Source organism: Chryseolinea soli, assembly GCF_003589925.1.
Lineage (GTDB): Bacteria > Bacteroidota > Bacteroidia > Cytophagales > Cyclobacteriaceae > Chryseolinea > Chryseolinea soli.
Window position 1 is genome coordinate 8,154,703 of the sequence record NZ_CP032382.1, and the last position, 17,487, is coordinate 8,172,189.

At 48.9% G+C, this 17,487-nt stretch carries 17 protein-coding genes; 13 read left to right on the forward strand and 4 right to left on the reverse strand.

Annotated features, from left to right (window positions below; all coding sequences use genetic code 11):
- The first annotated feature begins 34 nt into the window (after positions 1-34).
- From D4L85_RS33890 to D4L85_RS33925, 8 genes are all read left to right on the forward strand, one after another.
- On the forward strand, positions 35-1,231 hold the full coding sequence (locus D4L85_RS33890) for a porin (protein WP_119758522.1): 1,197 nt from the start codon (positions 35-37) through the stop codon (positions 1,229-1,231).
- Positions 1,232-1,254: 23 nt separating this feature from the next.
- Entirely contained in the window at positions 1,255-2,568 is a 1,314-nt protein-coding gene (locus tag D4L85_RS33895; protein ID WP_119758523.1) for an OprO/OprP family phosphate-selective porin, read from the forward strand.
- Between the two features lie 60 nt (positions 2,569-2,628).
- Entirely contained in the window at positions 2,629-3,342 is a 714-nt protein-coding gene (locus tag D4L85_RS33900; protein WP_160144196.1) for a DUF2490 domain-containing protein, read from the forward strand.
- Between the two features lie 41 nt (positions 3,343-3,383).
- On the forward strand, positions 3,384-4,472 hold the full coding sequence (gene cax / locus D4L85_RS33905; RefSeq protein ID WP_119758525.1) for a calcium/proton exchanger: 1,089 nt from the start codon (positions 3,384-3,386) through the stop codon (positions 4,470-4,472).
- Complete coding sequence (locus tag D4L85_RS33910) at positions 4,469-5,146, forward strand: hypothetical protein (protein WP_119758526.1); 678 nt, start codon at positions 4,469-4,471, stop codon at positions 5,144-5,146. The genes cax and D4L85_RS33910 overlap by 4 nt, the downstream gene beginning before the upstream one ends.
- The gene (locus D4L85_RS33915) at positions 5,143-5,766 is read left to right on the forward strand and encodes a hypothetical protein (RefSeq protein WP_119758527.1); all 624 of its coding nucleotides are present in this window, start codon (positions 5,143-5,145) and stop codon (positions 5,764-5,766) included. Before D4L85_RS33910 ends, D4L85_RS33915 begins: the two co-directional genes overlap by 4 nt.
- 235 nt (positions 5,767-6,001) lie before the next feature.
- Positions 6,002-6,529: a DUF4136 domain-containing protein gene (locus D4L85_RS33920; RefSeq protein WP_119758528.1), complete on the forward strand. Its 528-nt coding sequence runs from the start codon at positions 6,002-6,004 to the stop codon at positions 6,527-6,529.
- A gap of 200 nt (positions 6,530-6,729) precedes the next feature.
- Positions 6,730-8,034 carry a BamA/TamA family outer membrane protein gene (locus tag D4L85_RS33925; RefSeq protein ID WP_119758529.1) on the forward strand — a complete coding sequence of 435 codons (1,305 nt, stop codon included), beginning with the start codon at positions 6,730-6,732 and terminating at the stop codon, positions 8,032-8,034.
- A gap of 33 nt (positions 8,035-8,067) precedes the next feature.
- Here D4L85_RS33925 and D4L85_RS33930 read toward each other — a convergent pair whose 3' ends face one another.
- Genes D4L85_RS33930 through D4L85_RS33945 form a run of 4 tightly spaced genes read right to left on the reverse strand, consistent with a single transcriptional unit; the run spans position 8,068 to position 10,603 of the window.
- Positions 8,068-9,315, reverse strand: a complete 1,248-nt coding sequence (locus tag D4L85_RS33930; protein WP_119758530.1) for an RNA polymerase sigma factor — start codon at positions 9,313-9,315, stop codon at positions 8,068-8,070.
- Between the two features lie 50 nt (positions 9,316-9,365).
- Entirely contained in the window at positions 9,366-9,710 is a 345-nt protein-coding gene (locus D4L85_RS33935) for a YciI family protein (protein WP_119758531.1), read from the reverse strand.
- Positions 9,711-9,750: 40 nt separating this feature from the next.
- A complete protein-coding gene (locus tag D4L85_RS33940) occupies positions 9,751-10,098 on the reverse strand; it encodes a YciI family protein (RefSeq protein WP_119758532.1) in 348 nt (115 codons plus the stop codon).
- Between the two features lie 52 nt (positions 10,099-10,150).
- Positions 10,151-10,603: a carboxymuconolactone decarboxylase family protein gene (locus D4L85_RS33945; protein WP_119758533.1), complete on the reverse strand. Its 453-nt coding sequence runs from the start codon at positions 10,601-10,603 to the stop codon at positions 10,151-10,153.
- A 253-nt stretch (positions 10,604-10,856) separates the two neighbouring features.
- Between D4L85_RS33945 and D4L85_RS33950 the strand changes: the two genes are divergently transcribed.
- The 5 genes from D4L85_RS33950 (at position 10,857) to D4L85_RS33975 (ending at position 17,462) form a co-directional block, all read left to right on the forward strand.
- Positions 10,857-11,528 (forward strand): succinate dehydrogenase cytochrome b subunit, encoded by a 672-nt coding sequence (locus D4L85_RS33950; RefSeq protein ID WP_119758534.1) that lies wholly within the window; start codon positions 10,857-10,859, stop codon positions 11,526-11,528.
- Between the two features lie 35 nt (positions 11,529-11,563).
- Positions 11,564-12,832, forward strand: a complete 1,269-nt coding sequence (locus D4L85_RS33955) for a transglutaminase domain-containing protein (RefSeq protein WP_119758535.1) — start codon at positions 11,564-11,566, stop codon at positions 12,830-12,832.
- Between the two features lie 227 nt (positions 12,833-13,059).
- A complete protein-coding gene (locus D4L85_RS33965; protein WP_119754284.1) occupies positions 13,060-13,449 on the forward strand; it encodes a hypothetical protein in 390 nt (129 codons plus the stop codon).
- Positions 13,450-13,457: 8 nt separating this feature from the next.
- Positions 13,458-14,300, forward strand: a complete 843-nt coding sequence (locus D4L85_RS33970; RefSeq protein WP_119754285.1) for an IS3 family transposase — start codon at positions 13,458-13,460, stop codon at positions 14,298-14,300.
- A gap of 489 nt (positions 14,301-14,789) precedes the next feature.
- Positions 14,790-17,462, forward strand: coding sequence for an ABC transporter permease (locus D4L85_RS33975; protein ID WP_228450723.1), 2,673 nt, complete (start codon positions 14,790-14,792; stop codon positions 17,460-17,462).
- The last annotated feature ends 25 nt before the right edge of the window (positions 17,463-17,487 follow it).

Consider the following 17,487-nt stretch of genomic DNA (forward strand, 5'->3'; position numbering starts at 1 on the left):
TTTTAAATCCAATTGTCTTACTAAACCACAGGTTATGAAATCATCCATACGTATAAAGCCTCTCCTGTTGTTATTCCTGCTACCCTGCATCGGTTGGGCGCAGAAACAGGAGCGCCAGGTGGGCGACACTACCTACTATCCCTCTCTGATTCCGCAGGCAAAGCAGGGATTGCTCAGGGATGTGAGCGTGATTGCCAATATGAATTTCGCTTTGCGAAACGAATTTCAGGATGGCGAATACATGAAAACCAGGTTTCGCAACGAGCAGTTCAGATTAGAAATCCGGGGGAAAGTTCACGAAAAAGTGTACTTCCGTTTTCGCGACCGGTATACGCGTGCGCAAACATCGGAATCGGTCGACAATCTAAGCCGCTCGGTCGACCTGGCCTATCTGCGTTTCGACATCTCGGAAAAATGGAGTGCCTCGGCCGGCAAGATGTGCGCCGATTGGGGCGCCTGGGAGTTTGATTGGAATCCGATCGACATCTATGAATACTCCGACATTGTCGAGTATGCCGATAACTTCCTCACGGGGGTTGGCGCCACCTATACACCGAGCCACCGAAACCAATGGACCTTCCAGGTATTGGACTCCCGGACAAAGACATTCACGGAATTATATGGAACGCAACCCAACTTCACGGAGTCAAAAGCGCCGTTGGCTTTTGTGGTGAACTGGCGGGGAAGTTTGTTGGATGGCAAGATAAAAACCATCTGGTCGTATTCCCTGTTCAACGAAGCCAGCAATGCCAACATGAACTACATCGCGTTGGGTAATGAGTTCACGTTTAATAAATTCAGATTTATTTATGATTTCAAATGGAGCGATGAACAATTGGACCGAACCGGTATCGTGAGCCAAACGGTTCCGGACGACATTTATCCCTATGCCCTGGCGAAGACGCGATACATCGGCCACTGGATTAACATTCGCTACATGATCACGCCGAAACTTCATCTCACCTTTGTGGGCATGCTGGACATTGCCCAATGGAGAAACAGTTTCAACGATCCCGAAAATACAGCGGGAGAAGAACACATTCGAAACGCATGGGGCTATATCCCGGCCGTGGAGTATTATCCCTGGGACAATTTAAATCTCAAGTTTTTCGCCAACTGGGTCGGACGGGTGTATAAGTATTCTGACTATGCCAAAACCCGGTTTGGTGTATCGGATTATAACACGGGCAGGTTTACGGTTGGTTTTATTACACCGTTGGGTATCCTTTAAATAAACGGGATGAGGGGTGAAGGATGAAATATCTATTACCAAAAGAACTACGCAGTTTGCAACCCGCTGGGGTGACGGTGGTCATGCTGCTGATGCTCCCCTGGAATTCCTTCGGTCAGCAAAAGGATTATATTCCTGATGGTACCCAAGGGGAACTGCTTGAAGTTATAGATAGTAGTAAAGTACCCGTCAAATGGAAGGACAAGCGCTGGCGGTTATTTCCCGGGAAGTTTTCTTCACTAAAATTTGGAGGAGGATTTCTTTATGACTTTGCCGGCTTCGTACAAAATGCGGAAGGCAAAGCACAAACGGACTCGCTAGGCACTGAGCTAAAAAATACTTTCGCCGTCCGCGATTTTAGAATTACGGCTAGTGGAAAGTTCAGGACCAAACGAACCCTAAGCTGGAAGGCCGGCTTTCTGTACGATGACGACGCCCGCTCATGGTATGTACGGGAGACGGGGCTCATGATCGGTGTACCGGAATTGTGGGGTAGCATATTTGTCGGACGAACCAAGGAGGGCTTTTCGATGAACAAAGTTATGGTAGGATATGCCGGCTGGACGATGGAACGACAAATGGCTTTGGACGTCATCCCGATCCTTGCCGATGGTGTGAAGTGGCTCGCATACTTGCCCAAGCAACGGCTCTGGTGGAATGCCGGGATATACACCGATTGGCTCTCGGAAGGACAGTCATTCTCTACGTACAAGTGGCAGACGGTAGGACGGTTCGGGTGGCTGCCCTTATATTCACCGGAAGACAATGTTGTCTTTCATGTTGGAGTGAGTTACCGCTATGGCCGGACGAAAGATGGTCAAATCCGTGTGCGCTCAAGGCCTGAAGCCGATCCGGCTCCACAATTTATCGATACCGGCAAGTTCCCGGCCGATCACTCCAATCAAATCGGAGGTGAAGCTTATTTCCGATCCGGCCCTTTCATGGTAGGTTCTGAGATTTATATGCATCGATTCAATTCCCCGGAAACCGGCAATCCCGTATTTGTTGGAGGCGACGTCATGGTAAGCTATTTCTTAACGGGAGAATCACGTCCCTACAATACCGCCACCGGGATCTTTGGTTTCGTGGCTGTAAACAAATCTGTTTTTAAAGGTGGTCCGGGAGCCTGGGAGGTATTGGTTAGATATTCATCGCTCGATCTGAATGGAGGCACACTGCAAGGTGGAAAATTCTGGCGAATTACGCCGATGGTAAACTGGTATCTCTCCAAAGATGTGCGGCTCGAGTTGGCCTATGGATACGGGGTCTTGGATCGATTCAATCTGAGAGGGGTGACACAATTCTTTCAGGCGCGTATCCAACTAACCTTATTGTAAATCCTTCAGAGGTAACCTTATGTTAAAGACCCATGCTGCATGTATAAACGCATCTGCTTAATGGCTGCTCTTCTTTTTATTACCGACATGCAAGGTCGTGCGCAACGGCACGAACAACTCTGGTTTGATTATCAACTGGACTATCCGTTTGCGAATGTGTTTCTGTTCGAAGTTTCGGCAACATACTCAACGGTTTTAACACAAGAATTCAAATGGAGAAGCCTTAGCGTGAGCCCAACGTTTGAGTACACGATGTCGCGATGGGTTGATCTGACGGCCGAAGTACCGCTTGGCTACACGCTCCAGAAAGAGGGCAGCAACTCCTTTGAGGTCTCCCCCATTGTTGGTGCCCGTTTCTATATCACACAAAATAAGCGGATCGACACGCGGATCCTCCTGCGGTATCAACAGCGCTACTTCAGAGAGATCGAGAAAGACGATTGGGACATCAGCAATCGTACGCGGATCAAAGCAGAGGCCTATGTCTGCATCAATCAGCCAAATCTTTTTACCAACAATCTATGGTATGGCATTGTGGACTACGAAGAATTTATCGTGCTCGACGAGCAGGTGGACGAACGCTATGCCAATCGCCGGCGCGCCAGGATCGGGTTGGGATACCGGCTGAGCTACAAACACCGGTTTGAATTGATATACACCCGGCAATCGTCGCGCAACGAAATCGATGGGGACTTTATCAGCAACGATAACGTCATTCAGCTCCGGTATAAAATGTATTTAAACCCGAGCAAACCTGTGCCAGCGAACGACTAGTATCGATCGCCAACTATCGGCTACTTAAAACAGATCGTGCCATGAAAAATTTCTTAAAACCCGGGATCCATTGGTTGTTTGCTTTTATTCCCATCACGTTCATTCTTGAATACCGCCATGCTACGGCACCGCTGATCTTTTTCTCGGCCGCCCTTTCCATTATTCCCATCGCCCGGCTGATCGGATCGGCTACCGAACAACTCGCCACGTATACGGGCGATGCCGTCGGCGGATTGCTCAACGCCACCTTCGGGAATTTCCCGGAATTGATCATTGCCACCATCGCCCTGAAAGCGGGATTGCACCAAATGGTGCTGGCCTCGTTAGGAGGAGCCATACTCGCCAATTTACTGCTGGCCATGGGCGTATCATTTTTGCTGGGAGGCCTGAAATTTCTCAACCAGGACTACAACGTCACCAGCGTCCGGGTATACAGTTCCATGATGATGATGGCCGTCATCAGCCTTACCATACCGAGCTCCTTTCATGTCTACGCCGTCGACAAATTCCCGGTCGAGATTGAAAATTTGCTAAACCTGAACGTGTCCATCGTTTTACTGATCGCCTATGTATTGTATCTCGTCTTCATGCTCAAAACGCACCCGGATTTCTTCCGCAGCGAAGCCACGGCGACACATACGGCCGACGAACACGAAAACCGATGGTCGCTTCCCGTTGCTGTGACCACATTGGTCATTGCATCGGTCCTGGCCGCCTTGATGAGCGAAGTGTTGGTGGGAGCCGCCGAGGAAACCGGAAAAGTCATGGGCATGTCGAGTGTTTTTATCGGGATCATCTTCCTCGCCATCGTGGGAGGGGCTGCGGAAAGTCTTTCGGCCATCGCCATGGCGGCTAAAAATAAAATGGACCTCAGCATCGGCATCGCCCTGGGCAGCTCGATCCAAATTGCGCTTTTCATTGCACCCTTGCTGGTCATCCTCAGCAATTTCGTCGGGCCGCGGCAACTGAATCTTTCTTTTTCAAGAGGTCTGATCTTAGCCTTATTCCTGGCGGTCATTCTGGCGAGCGTGGTCGTCGGCGACGGGCGCTCCAATTGGTACAAGGGGGTTCAGTTGATCATCGTATATGTCATCATGGGCACGATGCTTTATTTCATTCCTGCTGTATGATGGAAAATCAAAACTTCTGGAAAGGTGTCGTCAAAAAAAGCTCCGTATTAAATCCGGTCGACAGGACTTCTGAAGTGTTGTTCGGATTGATCATGGTCTTGAGCTTCACCGGTGCCATCAGCGTAGCCACCGACGGCGAGCAGGAGATCCGGCAACTGCTCTGGGCGGCCTTGGGTTGCAATCTCGCCTGGGGGTTGGTGGATGCGATCATGTATGTCATGAATGTTTTGCTGGAACGGGGACATAGTCTCACCATCCTGAAAAAGATGACCCATGCCGAAAGCAAAGCAGCATCCCGTGTGGCACTAAAGGAGGAACTCCCGGCGCTGGTTGCAACCCTTCTGACAGACGAGGAACTCGATCGCATGAGCGACCGGTTGAAGAACATACCCGAACCTTCTAAAGGGCATTTGCTTACCTGGGCCGACCTGGTTGTCGGACTTGAGATCTTCCTGCTGGTGTTTTTGTGTACGCTCCCCGTGGCGCTTCCCTTTGCGTTTTTTCACGATGCCGCTATGGCCTTGCGGGCGTCGAATGGCGTGGCCGTTTTTCTATTGTTTATCGGCGGCTACGTTCTGGCAGGATATGCCGGCTTCCGCCGCTTCACTACGGCCGTGGTCTATGTGGGCATCGGATTATTATTGGTCGCACTCACCTTAGCCCTGGGAGGATGAAAAAGCGTATCGGCAGCTTTCTTTTCTTCGCGCTGGGCGGTGCCTTTGTGTTCGCACAGGAGGCGCCCGCTTCCGGTCCCACAGCCTGGCAGTTTAATGCGCATGCTAACTTTTATTTTATTCCCGATGACTTCTTTATACTCCCCGTGTTTCAGGCCGACAAAAACAAACTACACCTGGAAGCCCGCTATAACTACGAAGACCGGGAGACATTTTCGGCGTGGATCGGATATAATTTCCAGGGTGGAAACAAGCTGGAGTACACCATCACACCGATGCTGGGAGGAGTCGTTGGGCGTTCGGACGGCATGGCCCCGGGCCTCGAGGTGACCTTGAATTTCAAAGGCTTTGAATTGTACAGCGAAGGAGAGGTTTATCTGGACTTTCAAACCGAAGAAAATCACTACTTGTACAACTGGAGCGACCTCACCTACTCCCCGAAGGATTGGTTGTGGTTTGGTATCAGCGCGCAACGAACCCGGGTGTATCAGACGGCATTGGATATTCAACGGGGTGTATTGATCGGAGCGGGTTTGAAAAACTGGGAACTCACCACCTATGTCTACAACCTCGGTTTTGAGGATCCCTTTGTGCTGGTATCGATCTCAAAACAATTCTAATCGCGCAAGGGATCGAAAAACGGGTCGCAGTTAACCGTTAATTAACGTCATGTAACTTATATGGGTGTTCAAAGGCGTCTATCTTTAAACACCATGCAATTTGGTCCTGGGGACAACTACTTTGCATTTATACAGCGGGGTATGCGTCGCGCAAAGGGCTAAGGTATCTGGAAAGGAATAGAAAAATAGTATAATTCACCTTATCCAATTTCCCATTTAAACTAACCACAACGATATGAAAAAATTTGCCATTCTTATTTTAGCAGCCACCGCCTGCAGTTCCATTACCGTAAGCTATGATTACGATAAGACAGCCGATTTTAATAAATACAAGACCTATGCGTACACCGAGGAAACATCAAAATTGCCGGTGGGCGATTTGGACCGTTCCAGGTTGATGAGCGCCGTAGACGCTGAGCTGGCAGCGCGCGGGTTGACGAAATCAAACAATCCCGATGCACTGGTAGATTTGCAAGTGAAAGCAAAAGAAAGAACCGAGGCTACGGCTACCAATACGGGTGGGCTGTACGGTGGAAGATATGGCTATGGCGGGGGCTTCAGTACCACGAACATTGATTACAACACCTATGTCGACGGGACGCTCTTTGTTAACCTGATCGATAAGGCCAGTGAAAAATTGGTATGGCAAGGCCGGGGCACTAAAACGATAGACGAACATGCCTCTCCGGAGAAGAAGGAAAAAAATATTGCCACGGCTGTAAAAATGATCTTTACAAAGTATCCCGTGCTCGCAAAAAAATAAAAAAACAACAAGAACTCACCGCACACTCCAGACACAACCTGGCACGCGCATAGGGAACATTTTGATTTTTGTCCTGGCTCCCCGCAAATGCTCACCACGGAGGTGAATCGCAAAGATCACAATTCGCCCTATACGCATGTCTCGCTTGCGAAAGGCAACAGTCGTCATGCACATCGGGAAGCATACCCAAAATCAAAAACATGCAGGCTACAACCTCCCGGCTTTCGATCAAGTTAATTTGCCTGCTCCTGCCGGGTTTGCTGGTGCACGCCGTTGTCTACTCACAAGAGACATCGACAATTACGGCCGATACCAGTTGTGTTCAACGCGATCTTCCCGACGTGCTTCGTGAAGCTTTGCGCAAACCTGTCAAAGTCGATACCAGCGGTGCCGGATCTATTCTGCTCATTCCTATTATCGGCTCCAATCCGGCAACCGGTTTTATGTTGGGGATTGGCGGGCAATATGCATTTAAACTTTCCGGTGCCGACACCCGCTATTCCATGCTCTCGGGCAGCCTCCAGTTCACCTCTAAAAACCAAAAACTATTTCTGCTAAAGAATAATATCTATACCAAAAACAACAACATCTTTTTTACGGGCGACTGGCGCTACCTCATCTTTTCGCAATCCACCTATGGCCTGGGGACGAATGCTCCGGAGGGTGGAATTCTGGACTATCAATTCAACCTCGCGGGAATGGAGACGTCCGACGACTCACTGGCACAGCCCCTGAACTTTAACTTCCTGCGCTTCTATCAATCCGCTTCATTCAAAATAGGAAAAGCATTTTACCTGGGCGTTGGGTACTACCTCGACTACTACTATAAAATTGAGGACGAAAAACTCCGGCTGAACCCCGGCGACTCGGTGATCACAAGCCACTATGCCTACAACAAATACTACGGTTTCGATACGGATAAATACTATTCGTCCGCCTTAAACATAAACCTGATCTCCGATACACGCGATAACATGATCAATCCATACAAAGGACATTTTCTGATGATCAACTGGCGCGGCTCGATGAAATTGCTGGGCAACAAAAACAACGCAAATTTTTTCTCCATTGAGTGGAGAAGCTTTCACCCGCTCTCGGCACGAAATCCGCGCCACCTCATGGCCTTCTGGTTCATGGGCAACTTCTCGCCCGAAGGCGAGTTTCCCTATATGATCCTGCCGGCCACCGCATACGATCAACGGAGCCGGAGCGCACGGGGCTACACGCAGGGACGTTTTCGCGGCAACAACCTCATGTATGGTGAAGCGGAATATCGTTTCCCGCTCTCCCCTTGCGGAGGCATCTGGGGAGGCGTGCTGTTTGTCAATGCCACGACGGCCAGCAACCCGAAACAATCGTTAAAATTAATGGAATCGATAAAGCCCGGCTACGGTCTGGGGCTTCGGATCATGGTCGATAAGAAAACGCGTACAAACCTTGCTGTGGATATCGGCTTCGGTGACCGGTCGTCAGGGTTTTACCTGGCTGCGTCAGAAACGTTTTAACTCGGGTAAAGGCGTAAGTCAGGACGATACTGTTTAGTTAACCGCTTTAGTCTCCTTCAACCGTTGAATATTTTTTGCCAAGGTTATTTTATCCCCCGGAGAGTTCGTCAGGCGCAAGGCCGTCTCAAAATGCTGAATGGCTTTTTCATTGTCAATGTCCGAATAGAGATTGCCCAGCAATGAAAAATAAAACGGATTGTCCGTGAGCTTTAGTTTTTCTGCTTCAACAAGAGCGGCTTTCTTTCCATGGGTTTTCGAAAGCGCAAACGTCCGGTTCAGTGCGGCGATCGGTGAATATTCCAAAATCAGCAAGCTGTTGTAGAGCGACAAAATACTCTCCCACTTTTCGGTCGTGTCCTCCTTTTGTGTGTGCCAATAGGCAATGCCGGCTTCCAAATGATATTTTGTCAGTTCGTCGCCCGTGGACGCGCGATTTAAATAGACCGTGCCGGCGTCAATCAGTTCTTTGTTCCAAAGGGTTTGGTCCTGGTCCTGGTACAAAATAGCTTCTCCCTTCTCGTTTGTCCGGGCTTCAAAACGCGACGCATGAAAACACATCAACGCCAGCAGCGCGTTGACGGCGGGTTTGTTCGTGGTTTTGTTTTCGATCAGCAAGCTCGTCAGCCGCATGGCCTCGCTGCAGAGGTCCTTGCGCAACGTGGTGTCCTGGGATGTCGAATAATAACCTTCGGAAAATAATAAATACAACGTTTTCAAAACGGTCTCCAGCCTTTCACTTATTTCCACCACGGTGGGTTGCTCGATCTTGATATTGGCTTCCTTCAATTTCTCCTTCGCGCGGTTGATGCGCTTATAGATAACTTCCTTGTTGGTCAAAAATGCATCAGCGATCTCTTGGCCACCAAAACCACACAAGAGATTCAACGCCAGGGCGATTTGAGATTCCGGGGCATTGCAAGGGTTGCAGATGGTGAAGATCATGGCCAGCTGACTGTCGGCAATATTCTTTTCCGACAAATCGATCTCCATCTCTTCGGTTTTGTCGGCGCTATACTTGATCTCTTTTGAAAGACGGTTTTCAAAAAGTGCGTTCCGTTTTAAATAATTTTTGGTTTTATTCTTGGCCACCGCGTAAAGCCATGCCCTGGGATTGTCTGGCACACCCTGTATGCTCCAGAGTTCGGTGGCAGAAAGAAACGCATCGCTCACCAGGTCTTCTGCGGTTTCGATGTGTTGGATCCCAAATAAATAACAGAGTACCGAAACGATGTTCCGGTACTCTGTTCTGAATAAATGCGGTAAAAGCGTTTGGTCTTCCATCGATAAAAATAAAAATGCCCGTAATGACTACGGGACATTTTCTTTATGGGTCAGGCGTTTACGAGGGCCATGCGCACCTCCACCGTGGCACCCCATTCCAGGATCGGGCAACCTTTTGCAATCTCCACGGCTTCATCATAGTCTTTGGCCCGCACCACGATCAAACCTCCCAGCGATTCCTTGATCTCGGCATAGGGCCCATCCGTTACAGCATCCTTTTTCACCACCCTGCCCACACCGTCCCAGCGTCTGTAGGGATTGACCAATCGGTCTTGCGCGATGAGCTTGCCGATCCATTCCTGGAAAGGTTTTATGGAGGCTTGCATTTGCTCGGGCGAAGGACTCGCGTCCTTGCTTTTCAAATCGCGGTGGATCGCTATGAGGAATTCGTTCATGTGGCGCGCTGGTTTGCGATTCAATTTACAAAAAAAAGCGTCAGACGGCCGGGATGGCCATGCGCACTTCCACCGTCGCGCCCCATTTCAGGATCGGACATCCTTTTGCCATCTCCACGGCTTCGTCATAGTTGGCGGCTCTCACCAGGAACAAGCCGCCCACCGACTCCTTGATCTCCGAATACGGACCGTTTGTCACCACGTCGTTTTGTTTCACTACGCGTCCATCCAAATCCCAGCGCTTGGGGGGAGCCACCAGTTTGTTTTGTGCTGCAATGCCACCAACCCAATCCTGAAAAGGTTTTATCGCTTCCTTCATTTGTTCGGGCGACGGGCTGGCATTTTTACTTTTCAGATCTCTGTGGATCACAATTAAGAATTCGTCCATGTTACTTTTCTTTTTTTGTTTACTTTTCTTTGAACGGTGTCAATGTCAGGTCTCATCCAAACTGACCTACTTGATAGGTTCCGATCGCGTTCGGGAACGAAATGTTGAGCCGGTTCCAGACGTTGATCGCGCCCACGGAGAGTGTCAGGTCGACCACTTCTTCGTCGGTGAATTGTTTTTTCACCTCGGCATATACGTCGTCGGGAACGTGGCAAGCGTTCACAGCTTCCGCCCAGGCAAGCGCAGCTCTTTCACGATCGGTATAATACGGTGACTCCTTCCATGTGCTCAGACCGTACAGCCGTTGCTCGGTTTCACCATGGGCACGCGCATCTTTATAGTGCATGTCCAGGCAATAGGCACAGCCGTTGATTTGCGAGAGGCGGAAATGGATCAGCTCCTGGAGCGGCACTCCGATCGATGATTTCTTCAAATAACCGCCGATGCCAAAAAGGGTCTTCACGGCGTTTTGGCCCTTTTCAAAAACGTTTAATCTTGGTTCCATTTTGTAAATTTTGTTGTTTGAAAGGAAGACAACCGGTTTACCCGATCTGGACAAAATCCCAACTATTTTTTTCTAAAATTTTTCCGGCGGCACAGGCCCTTTCCGAGGCTATTATCCCTTTGAACCCGGCTGAATCCACTATGACAACCGTATTTTACGGATTGGACATCCTCGATAAAATATTTTTTTAATCATACGGAATAAGGCGTTGTGATGTATTTTTGTTGCGATTCAAACAAACACAACACGCGTCATGGAATGGTTTATCAAGTTTACAAGAAGCTCTATCGGAAGGAAATTCCTGGTAGCGCTAACGGGGTTGTTTCTGATCAGTTTCCTGGTCGTCCATTGCACCATCAACGCGATGATCTTTTACAATGATGGCGGAGTAACCTTCTCGCATTGGGCCCATTTCATGGGCACAAACCCGGTCATCCGCACGCTGGAGATCGTGTTGATCGCTGGGTTCCTGATCCACATCATCGATGCCCTTATATTATGGAGACAGAACAGGAAGGCCCGGCCGGTAGGGTACTACGCCGTAAAACCTGCCGAAAAAGTGACCTGGTCCAGCCGCAGCATGACCCTACTGGGAACGCTCATCCTGCTCTTCCTGGTGGTGCACACCTCGAGCTTCTGGATCCCCAATCGCACGCATCAACTTCTGGAGGGCGAAGAATTGCCCCTCTACGCCATGATGCTGGACAAATTTCAGAGCCCGGTTTTTGTGGTCATCTATTTGTTTGGATGCTTGTCGCTCTTCTATCATTTGCTGCATGGTTTCAAAAGCGCTTTTCAATCCCTGGGATTAAACCATTTAAAGTACAATGCCGCCATCGTGTTTGTGGGCACAGCTTTCGCGATCATTGTGCCTATTATTTTTGCCATGATGCCGCTCTCGATTTATTTCCACCTCATCGGGTAGAGCGCTGCATCGTCGTTAACTGACAGATTCTAAAAATGAAAACCATTATCTTTTTCAGCGTTTCCATATTGGTATTTATGGGAAATGCTTCGCGCGCGCAAGATCGTCAACAGGTCGACGCGGTCTACAAAAATGCGGTGTTGCTTTATGAACAAAAAGACACGTTTAAGGCAATTGCTGAATTTGAAAAAGTTATCCAGCAAGATCCCAATCACAAAGATGCATTGTATAATCTGGCGGTTATCAACTACGCGTTGGGTGATCAACCCACGGCCATCAAGTTCCTGAAGCGAGGCGTTCACCTTCACGACCCAAGAGCATTAAAACTTTTAAGAGGTCAGCTCCACGAAAAGATCACCTATGCCGACACCATGCAATATATCGATCCGGCAACTGCTGAAAAGTTTGAGAAGATCAAAAACCTGAACGCTCCAACCCTGAACGATATCACGAAAAATATTCTTTCCGTTTCCACGAACGCGAAGGAGCAACTGCAGCTGCTTTTGTTGTGGAGCCATCACTACATGCGTGCCGATGGGGCGCGCTTTTTTAACGGCGGATTTCCATTGAGTACACCTGAAGCTATTCAGAAACGCACGGGACTTTGCGACGAGTACTCCAACATTGTCGATGCGTTCTGTAAAAAGATCAAGGTTCAGAGCTTTCGGGTGACCGGCTACGTGAGGTATCCTGACTTTCAACCGGGCGATGCCCTGCGCCAAACCAATCACGCCTGGAACTTTGTTTACCTGGATTCCTCCTGGCTGGCGTGCGACCTTTTCTGGTCGACCACGGCGCTGGAGGCCGAGGGTCCTACGCCACATTTCGTGAAGCGCCTTGAACCGGAATATTTTCTTGGACTCCCCAGCGATTTTATAAACCATCACTTACCGGCAGATCCCGTATTTCAATTTGATGCGCAACCGGTCAAGATCGATGCCTTCGCGAACAGCCCCGACGGCATTGACCCCCAGGTGAAAAGAATGCCCTACCTGAACTATCCGGACTCTATCAAAATCCTATTGAAACTCAACCCCGAAAGCCGTTTGCTCAAAATGGCAAGACACGCTTACACCTACAACAAGGACAACCCCAATGAGTTGATCAAAGAGTCCTACAACTATGCCGTAGGCATTTTGAATGACAAAGTTTCAACAAAGAACGATTTGAAATCCGCCAAGCAATACCTGGTTCTGGCAAAATCCCTGATACCGTTGTCAACCGATAGTGACATCAAAGCATTAAAAGAGAGCTGCGACGCCGGGCTGACCATGGCCGATAAGAGGATGGCAACGGCGCGGTAGGAATGGCTGAGAACCTTACGCAAAGAGAATTGGCTGTCTCAAAAAAGGGCAGCCAATTTTCTTTATAACCCCAGGCTTTATCCCTAGTCTACGCACACAAGTTATGACGACAATGTATAACCCCAGGCTAAAGCCTGGGGTTAGCGCAACGATACTGACTGCGCCACGCTCACACTTCCTGGTTGTCTTGTCCTGAAATAGGTTTACACTAAACCAGTAAACCTGCAATGAGAACTAAAAAGAGAAAGTGGACCCGTTTAAGCGACGAAGAAAAGAAGCGGCTAATCGAATTGTATCATTCAAGAGGTGGATGCAAAGATGAATTTTGGCGTCAGTTCATAGATAAGGGCAGTAGAAATCAGGGTCGGTTATTGAGGTGGATGCGTCAGCTTGGTCTCGAGAAAAAACGTGTTCCAAGGAAACCCTTAAATTTGCGACCTATGGGTAGTAAGAAGAAGGGCAAAAAAGACTCAGATCAGGCGCTAACAGCCAGGATTAAAGAACTGGAAAAGCAGCTGGAGGATAGCCGACTAAAAGAAGAAGCTTACAGACGGATGATTCAGATAGCGGAGAAGGATCTCAAAATTGACATCCAAAAAAAGTCCGATACCAAGTAATCCATCAAATGAAGTTGCGTTACAAACACATCGCCCTGATCCGGCTATGTCGATTACTTGGTATAACTTCTCAGGCTTATTATCAACATTTCAAACATCAAAACTCTCAGCAGACTACGCTCAAAGTTGTATTGAGCCAGGTATATAAAATTAGGGACCGACATCCTCGCATGGGAGGAAGAAAAATTTATCGAATGATACAGTCTTTTTTGCACGAGCACCAAATCAAAATGGGCCGTGATGCATTTTTTAAGTTGCTAGAAATCAACAACTTATTGGTTGTCCGGAAAAAGAGAAAGGTATTTACGACAAACTCCCAGCACCACTTCCATAAATACCCTAATTTAATTAAGCAATGCATTCCAGATCGCGTAAACCAACTTTGGGTAAGTGATATAACTTATTGGAAAATTAATAGTGGATACGTTTATATCAGTTTGATTACGGATGCCTATTCGCGAAAAATTATTGGCTATCATGTAGCCAAGACACTGGAAGCTACTGGAACTGTCCAAGCATTAAAAATGGCTCTACGTACAATCCAGACGAAGCCCATCAGCCTAATCCATCACTCTGACAGGGGTCTGCAATACTGCTGTCGCCAATACACGCAGTTGCTTCGGGATAGCCTGATTCAAATTAGTATGACAGAGAATGGAGACCCCTATGAAAATGCTTTGGCTGAGCGTGTGAATGGTATATTAAAAGAAGAGTACCTTAACGAATACTCCGTTCACAATTTGAATCAGGCCAAGATGACAATGGATTTGGTAGTTAGGCTATATAATGAAGAACGCCCTCATATGAGCTGTGGCTACCAGACTCCTGAAATTATCCATTCAAGATGTTGAAATATGGATAACTCTCAAAAGTACATTACTTTGAAAGGTATTCTTGTGGAGTTATCCACATTCCAACATCAAAACACGACAATAGTAATGATGTTAAATCTGTAAACTTATTTTAGGACGAGACAGGTCGCTCGAGCGTTCATGGCGCACCCCCACTGCGTCTGGCTTCGAAGTGCCATTAGGTCACGTCGCTCAAAGGATACACGACACTCGATGGAGGGCTCGCCACGTCGGCTCCAGAGACCGAGCGCATGGTCGGTGCCATGAAACGTGAAGATCGATCCGGCTTTCCTATGGCACCTTTTTTCATCACACCGATAACCCCAGGCTAAAGCCTGGGGTTATTAAAATCCGAAGTGAATGCCAAAGGATGACTCTCGACTCACATTTTTTTTGTCGCCCCTTGCAACCTTTTACCTTTCCGCCGGTAATTAGGCAAAGGTGAAACAAACATTAAGGAAAACCCCCTTCTGTCTGAAAAAGAAAGCCATGAACCAACCCAGTCCAGAAAAAGCACGGCCGCCTCAGTGGGCCATGCGCTTTTTTCGATGGTTTTGTAACGATCACTTGTCGGAAGCCGTGTTGGGCGACCTGGAGGAGCTTTATGCCCGCCGGCGTCCTGTCCTTGGAAAAAAGAGGGCGGATTTTCTGTTTGTGATCAACGTGTTGCTCTTCCTCCAGCCTTTTGCGATAAAGAAAAGATCATCGTCGTCATCCGTAAATCACCTCGCCATGTTTGAAAATTACTTTAAGATTGCCTGGAGAACCATGTCTCGTCAGCGGCTCTACACCGGCATCAAGATCGGTGGGCTGGCCATTGCCATCGGCACCTGCATTTTAATCACCTTGTTTGTCCGCCGGGAGCTTACTTACGATCAGCATTATCAAAAGGGCGATCTGGTGTACCGGGTCTATCGCGAAAGTAATCTCCATGGGGAGACCGAACGGGGCGTATACTTCCCGGCTCCTTTTGCCAAAGCCCTCCAGGATGAGTATCCTGAAATTGAATTGGCGGGCCACTACAATCCGTCAGCAAATGCCGGGGCCGGAGGCAATACGGTAAGGCGCGGAGATGAAATTGAGAGTGCGCACGAAGAAGGGTTTGTTTATGTAGACCAAGGTTTGGCCGACATCTTTGAACTATCTTTTATTCGCGGCAACGCACAAAAGGTATTGCTTGAACCCAACACCATCGTGATCACGCAGCGTATAGCCGACAAATATTTTGCACACGAAGACCCGGTGGGCAAAATCCTGATCCTGAACAATGACGAGACGCAAGTGTACACGATCTCGGGTGTCGTACAGGATCCTCCCGCCACCACCCACTTTCAATTTAACTTTCTTATTTCCCTTGCCGGGAAGGAATTCTGGAAAGGCGAAAAAACAGCCTGGATGTCGAGCAATTACTTGGACTATATCCGTGTCAGGCCTGGGACGGACGTTGCCGCGCTGGAAAAGAAGATGGACGCCCTCATCGGCAAATACTTTGTGCCTTCGGCCGCCGCCAGTGGAGACGATCGCAGCTTGATGGCCTGGGTGAAAAGTCTTCATTTTAAACTACAGCCTGTCCGCGATATCCATTTAAACACGGCGGGGGTAGGCGACAACCTGCCGCATGGTGACATCCGTTATGCGTGGCTCTTTGGCGCCATCGCGTTTTTTATTCTGACTATCGCTTGCATCAACTTTATCAATCTTTCTACGGCGCGGTCGGCCCATCGCGCCAAAGAAGTCGGCCTTCGCAAAGTCGTGGGTTCGCCGAGGAGTCAACTGGTCAACCAGTTTTTGATCGAGTCGCTGGTCTTCAGTTTTATTTCCTTTGCCCTGGGGCTTGCTTTGGCGCGTACCTCCCTGCCCTCCTTCAATACGCTTCTTGCCAGTCCGCTAACATTTCCCTGGGAAGCCTGGTGGTTCGTCCCCCTCCTCTTTTTAGGAGCGGTGTTGATCGGCTTTGTCGCCGGGATCTATCCTTCTTTTTATCTTTCTTCCTTCAAGCCCGTGGACGTGTTGAAAGGCCACACCACGCTAGGCGCCCGGAGCTCCATCCGAAGCCTGCTGGTCGTCTTCCAGTTTAGCATTTCCATCATCCTCATCGTTGCCACGCTCGTCATCCAGCAACAGATGCATTTCATTCTCACCAAGAAATTAGGATTTGATAAGGACCAGGTGCTTATCCTTCAAGACACGCACACCCTGGGTGACCAGATCGTTGCATTTAAAAACGAGCTTGTGCAATTACCCAACATAAAAAACGTCACCATCAGTGGCTATCTTCCCCTGGAGGGCGCCGCGCGCAACGGCAATCCTTTTTGGGCGGAGGGAGCGAAAGAACCGGAAGAAGGCGTCGGTGCACAAATCTGGTCCGTCGATCATGACTATTTACCTACGCTGGGTATTGACCTTGTAGCAGGACGAAACTTCAATGTGGAGTTGGCTTCGGATTCACAGGCCGTCATCATCAACCAGACCATGGCCAACGCGCTGAACCTGCATGATGCTGTTGGCCGTGCCATCGTCAATCCCTGGAATCAGAAATGGAATGTAATTGGCGTCATGGAAGACTTTCACTTTGAGACATTGAAAAAACATATCGAGCCTTTGTGCGTCGTCATCGGCCGGAGTTCAAACATCGTGATGGTGAAAGTCGGTTCGAAAGATTTTCAGCGGGCGATCGAATCGGTATCCGGTCTATGGAAAAAATTCTCGCCACATCAAGTCCTTCGATATACTTTCCTGGATCAACGCTACGCGGCCATGTACGAAGAAGTTCATCGCACACAACAGATTTTCACAGGCTTTGCCGCGCTGGCCATTCTGTTGGCTTGCCTGGGATTGTTTGCGCTCTCGGCCTTTTTAGCCGAACAACGAAGCAAGGAGATCAGCATCCGGCTGGTCTTGGGGGCTACGACAGGAAGCATTTTTCAGCTGCTCACACGGAATTTTATGACGCTGCTTTTTATCGCTCTGGTTATTGCCACGCCGCTAGCCTGGTATATGATGCAACGTTGGCTGGAAGATTATGTATATAAAATCTCCATTTCCTGGAGCACGTTCGCCGTGGCGGGATTGGTGTCTGCGGTGATCGCTTTGTTCACCGTCAGTTATCACACGATTCGGGCGGCATTGGCGAATCCGGCTAGCCGGTTGCGGTCTGAGTGAATGGGGACTTGGAAAGTTAACGCAC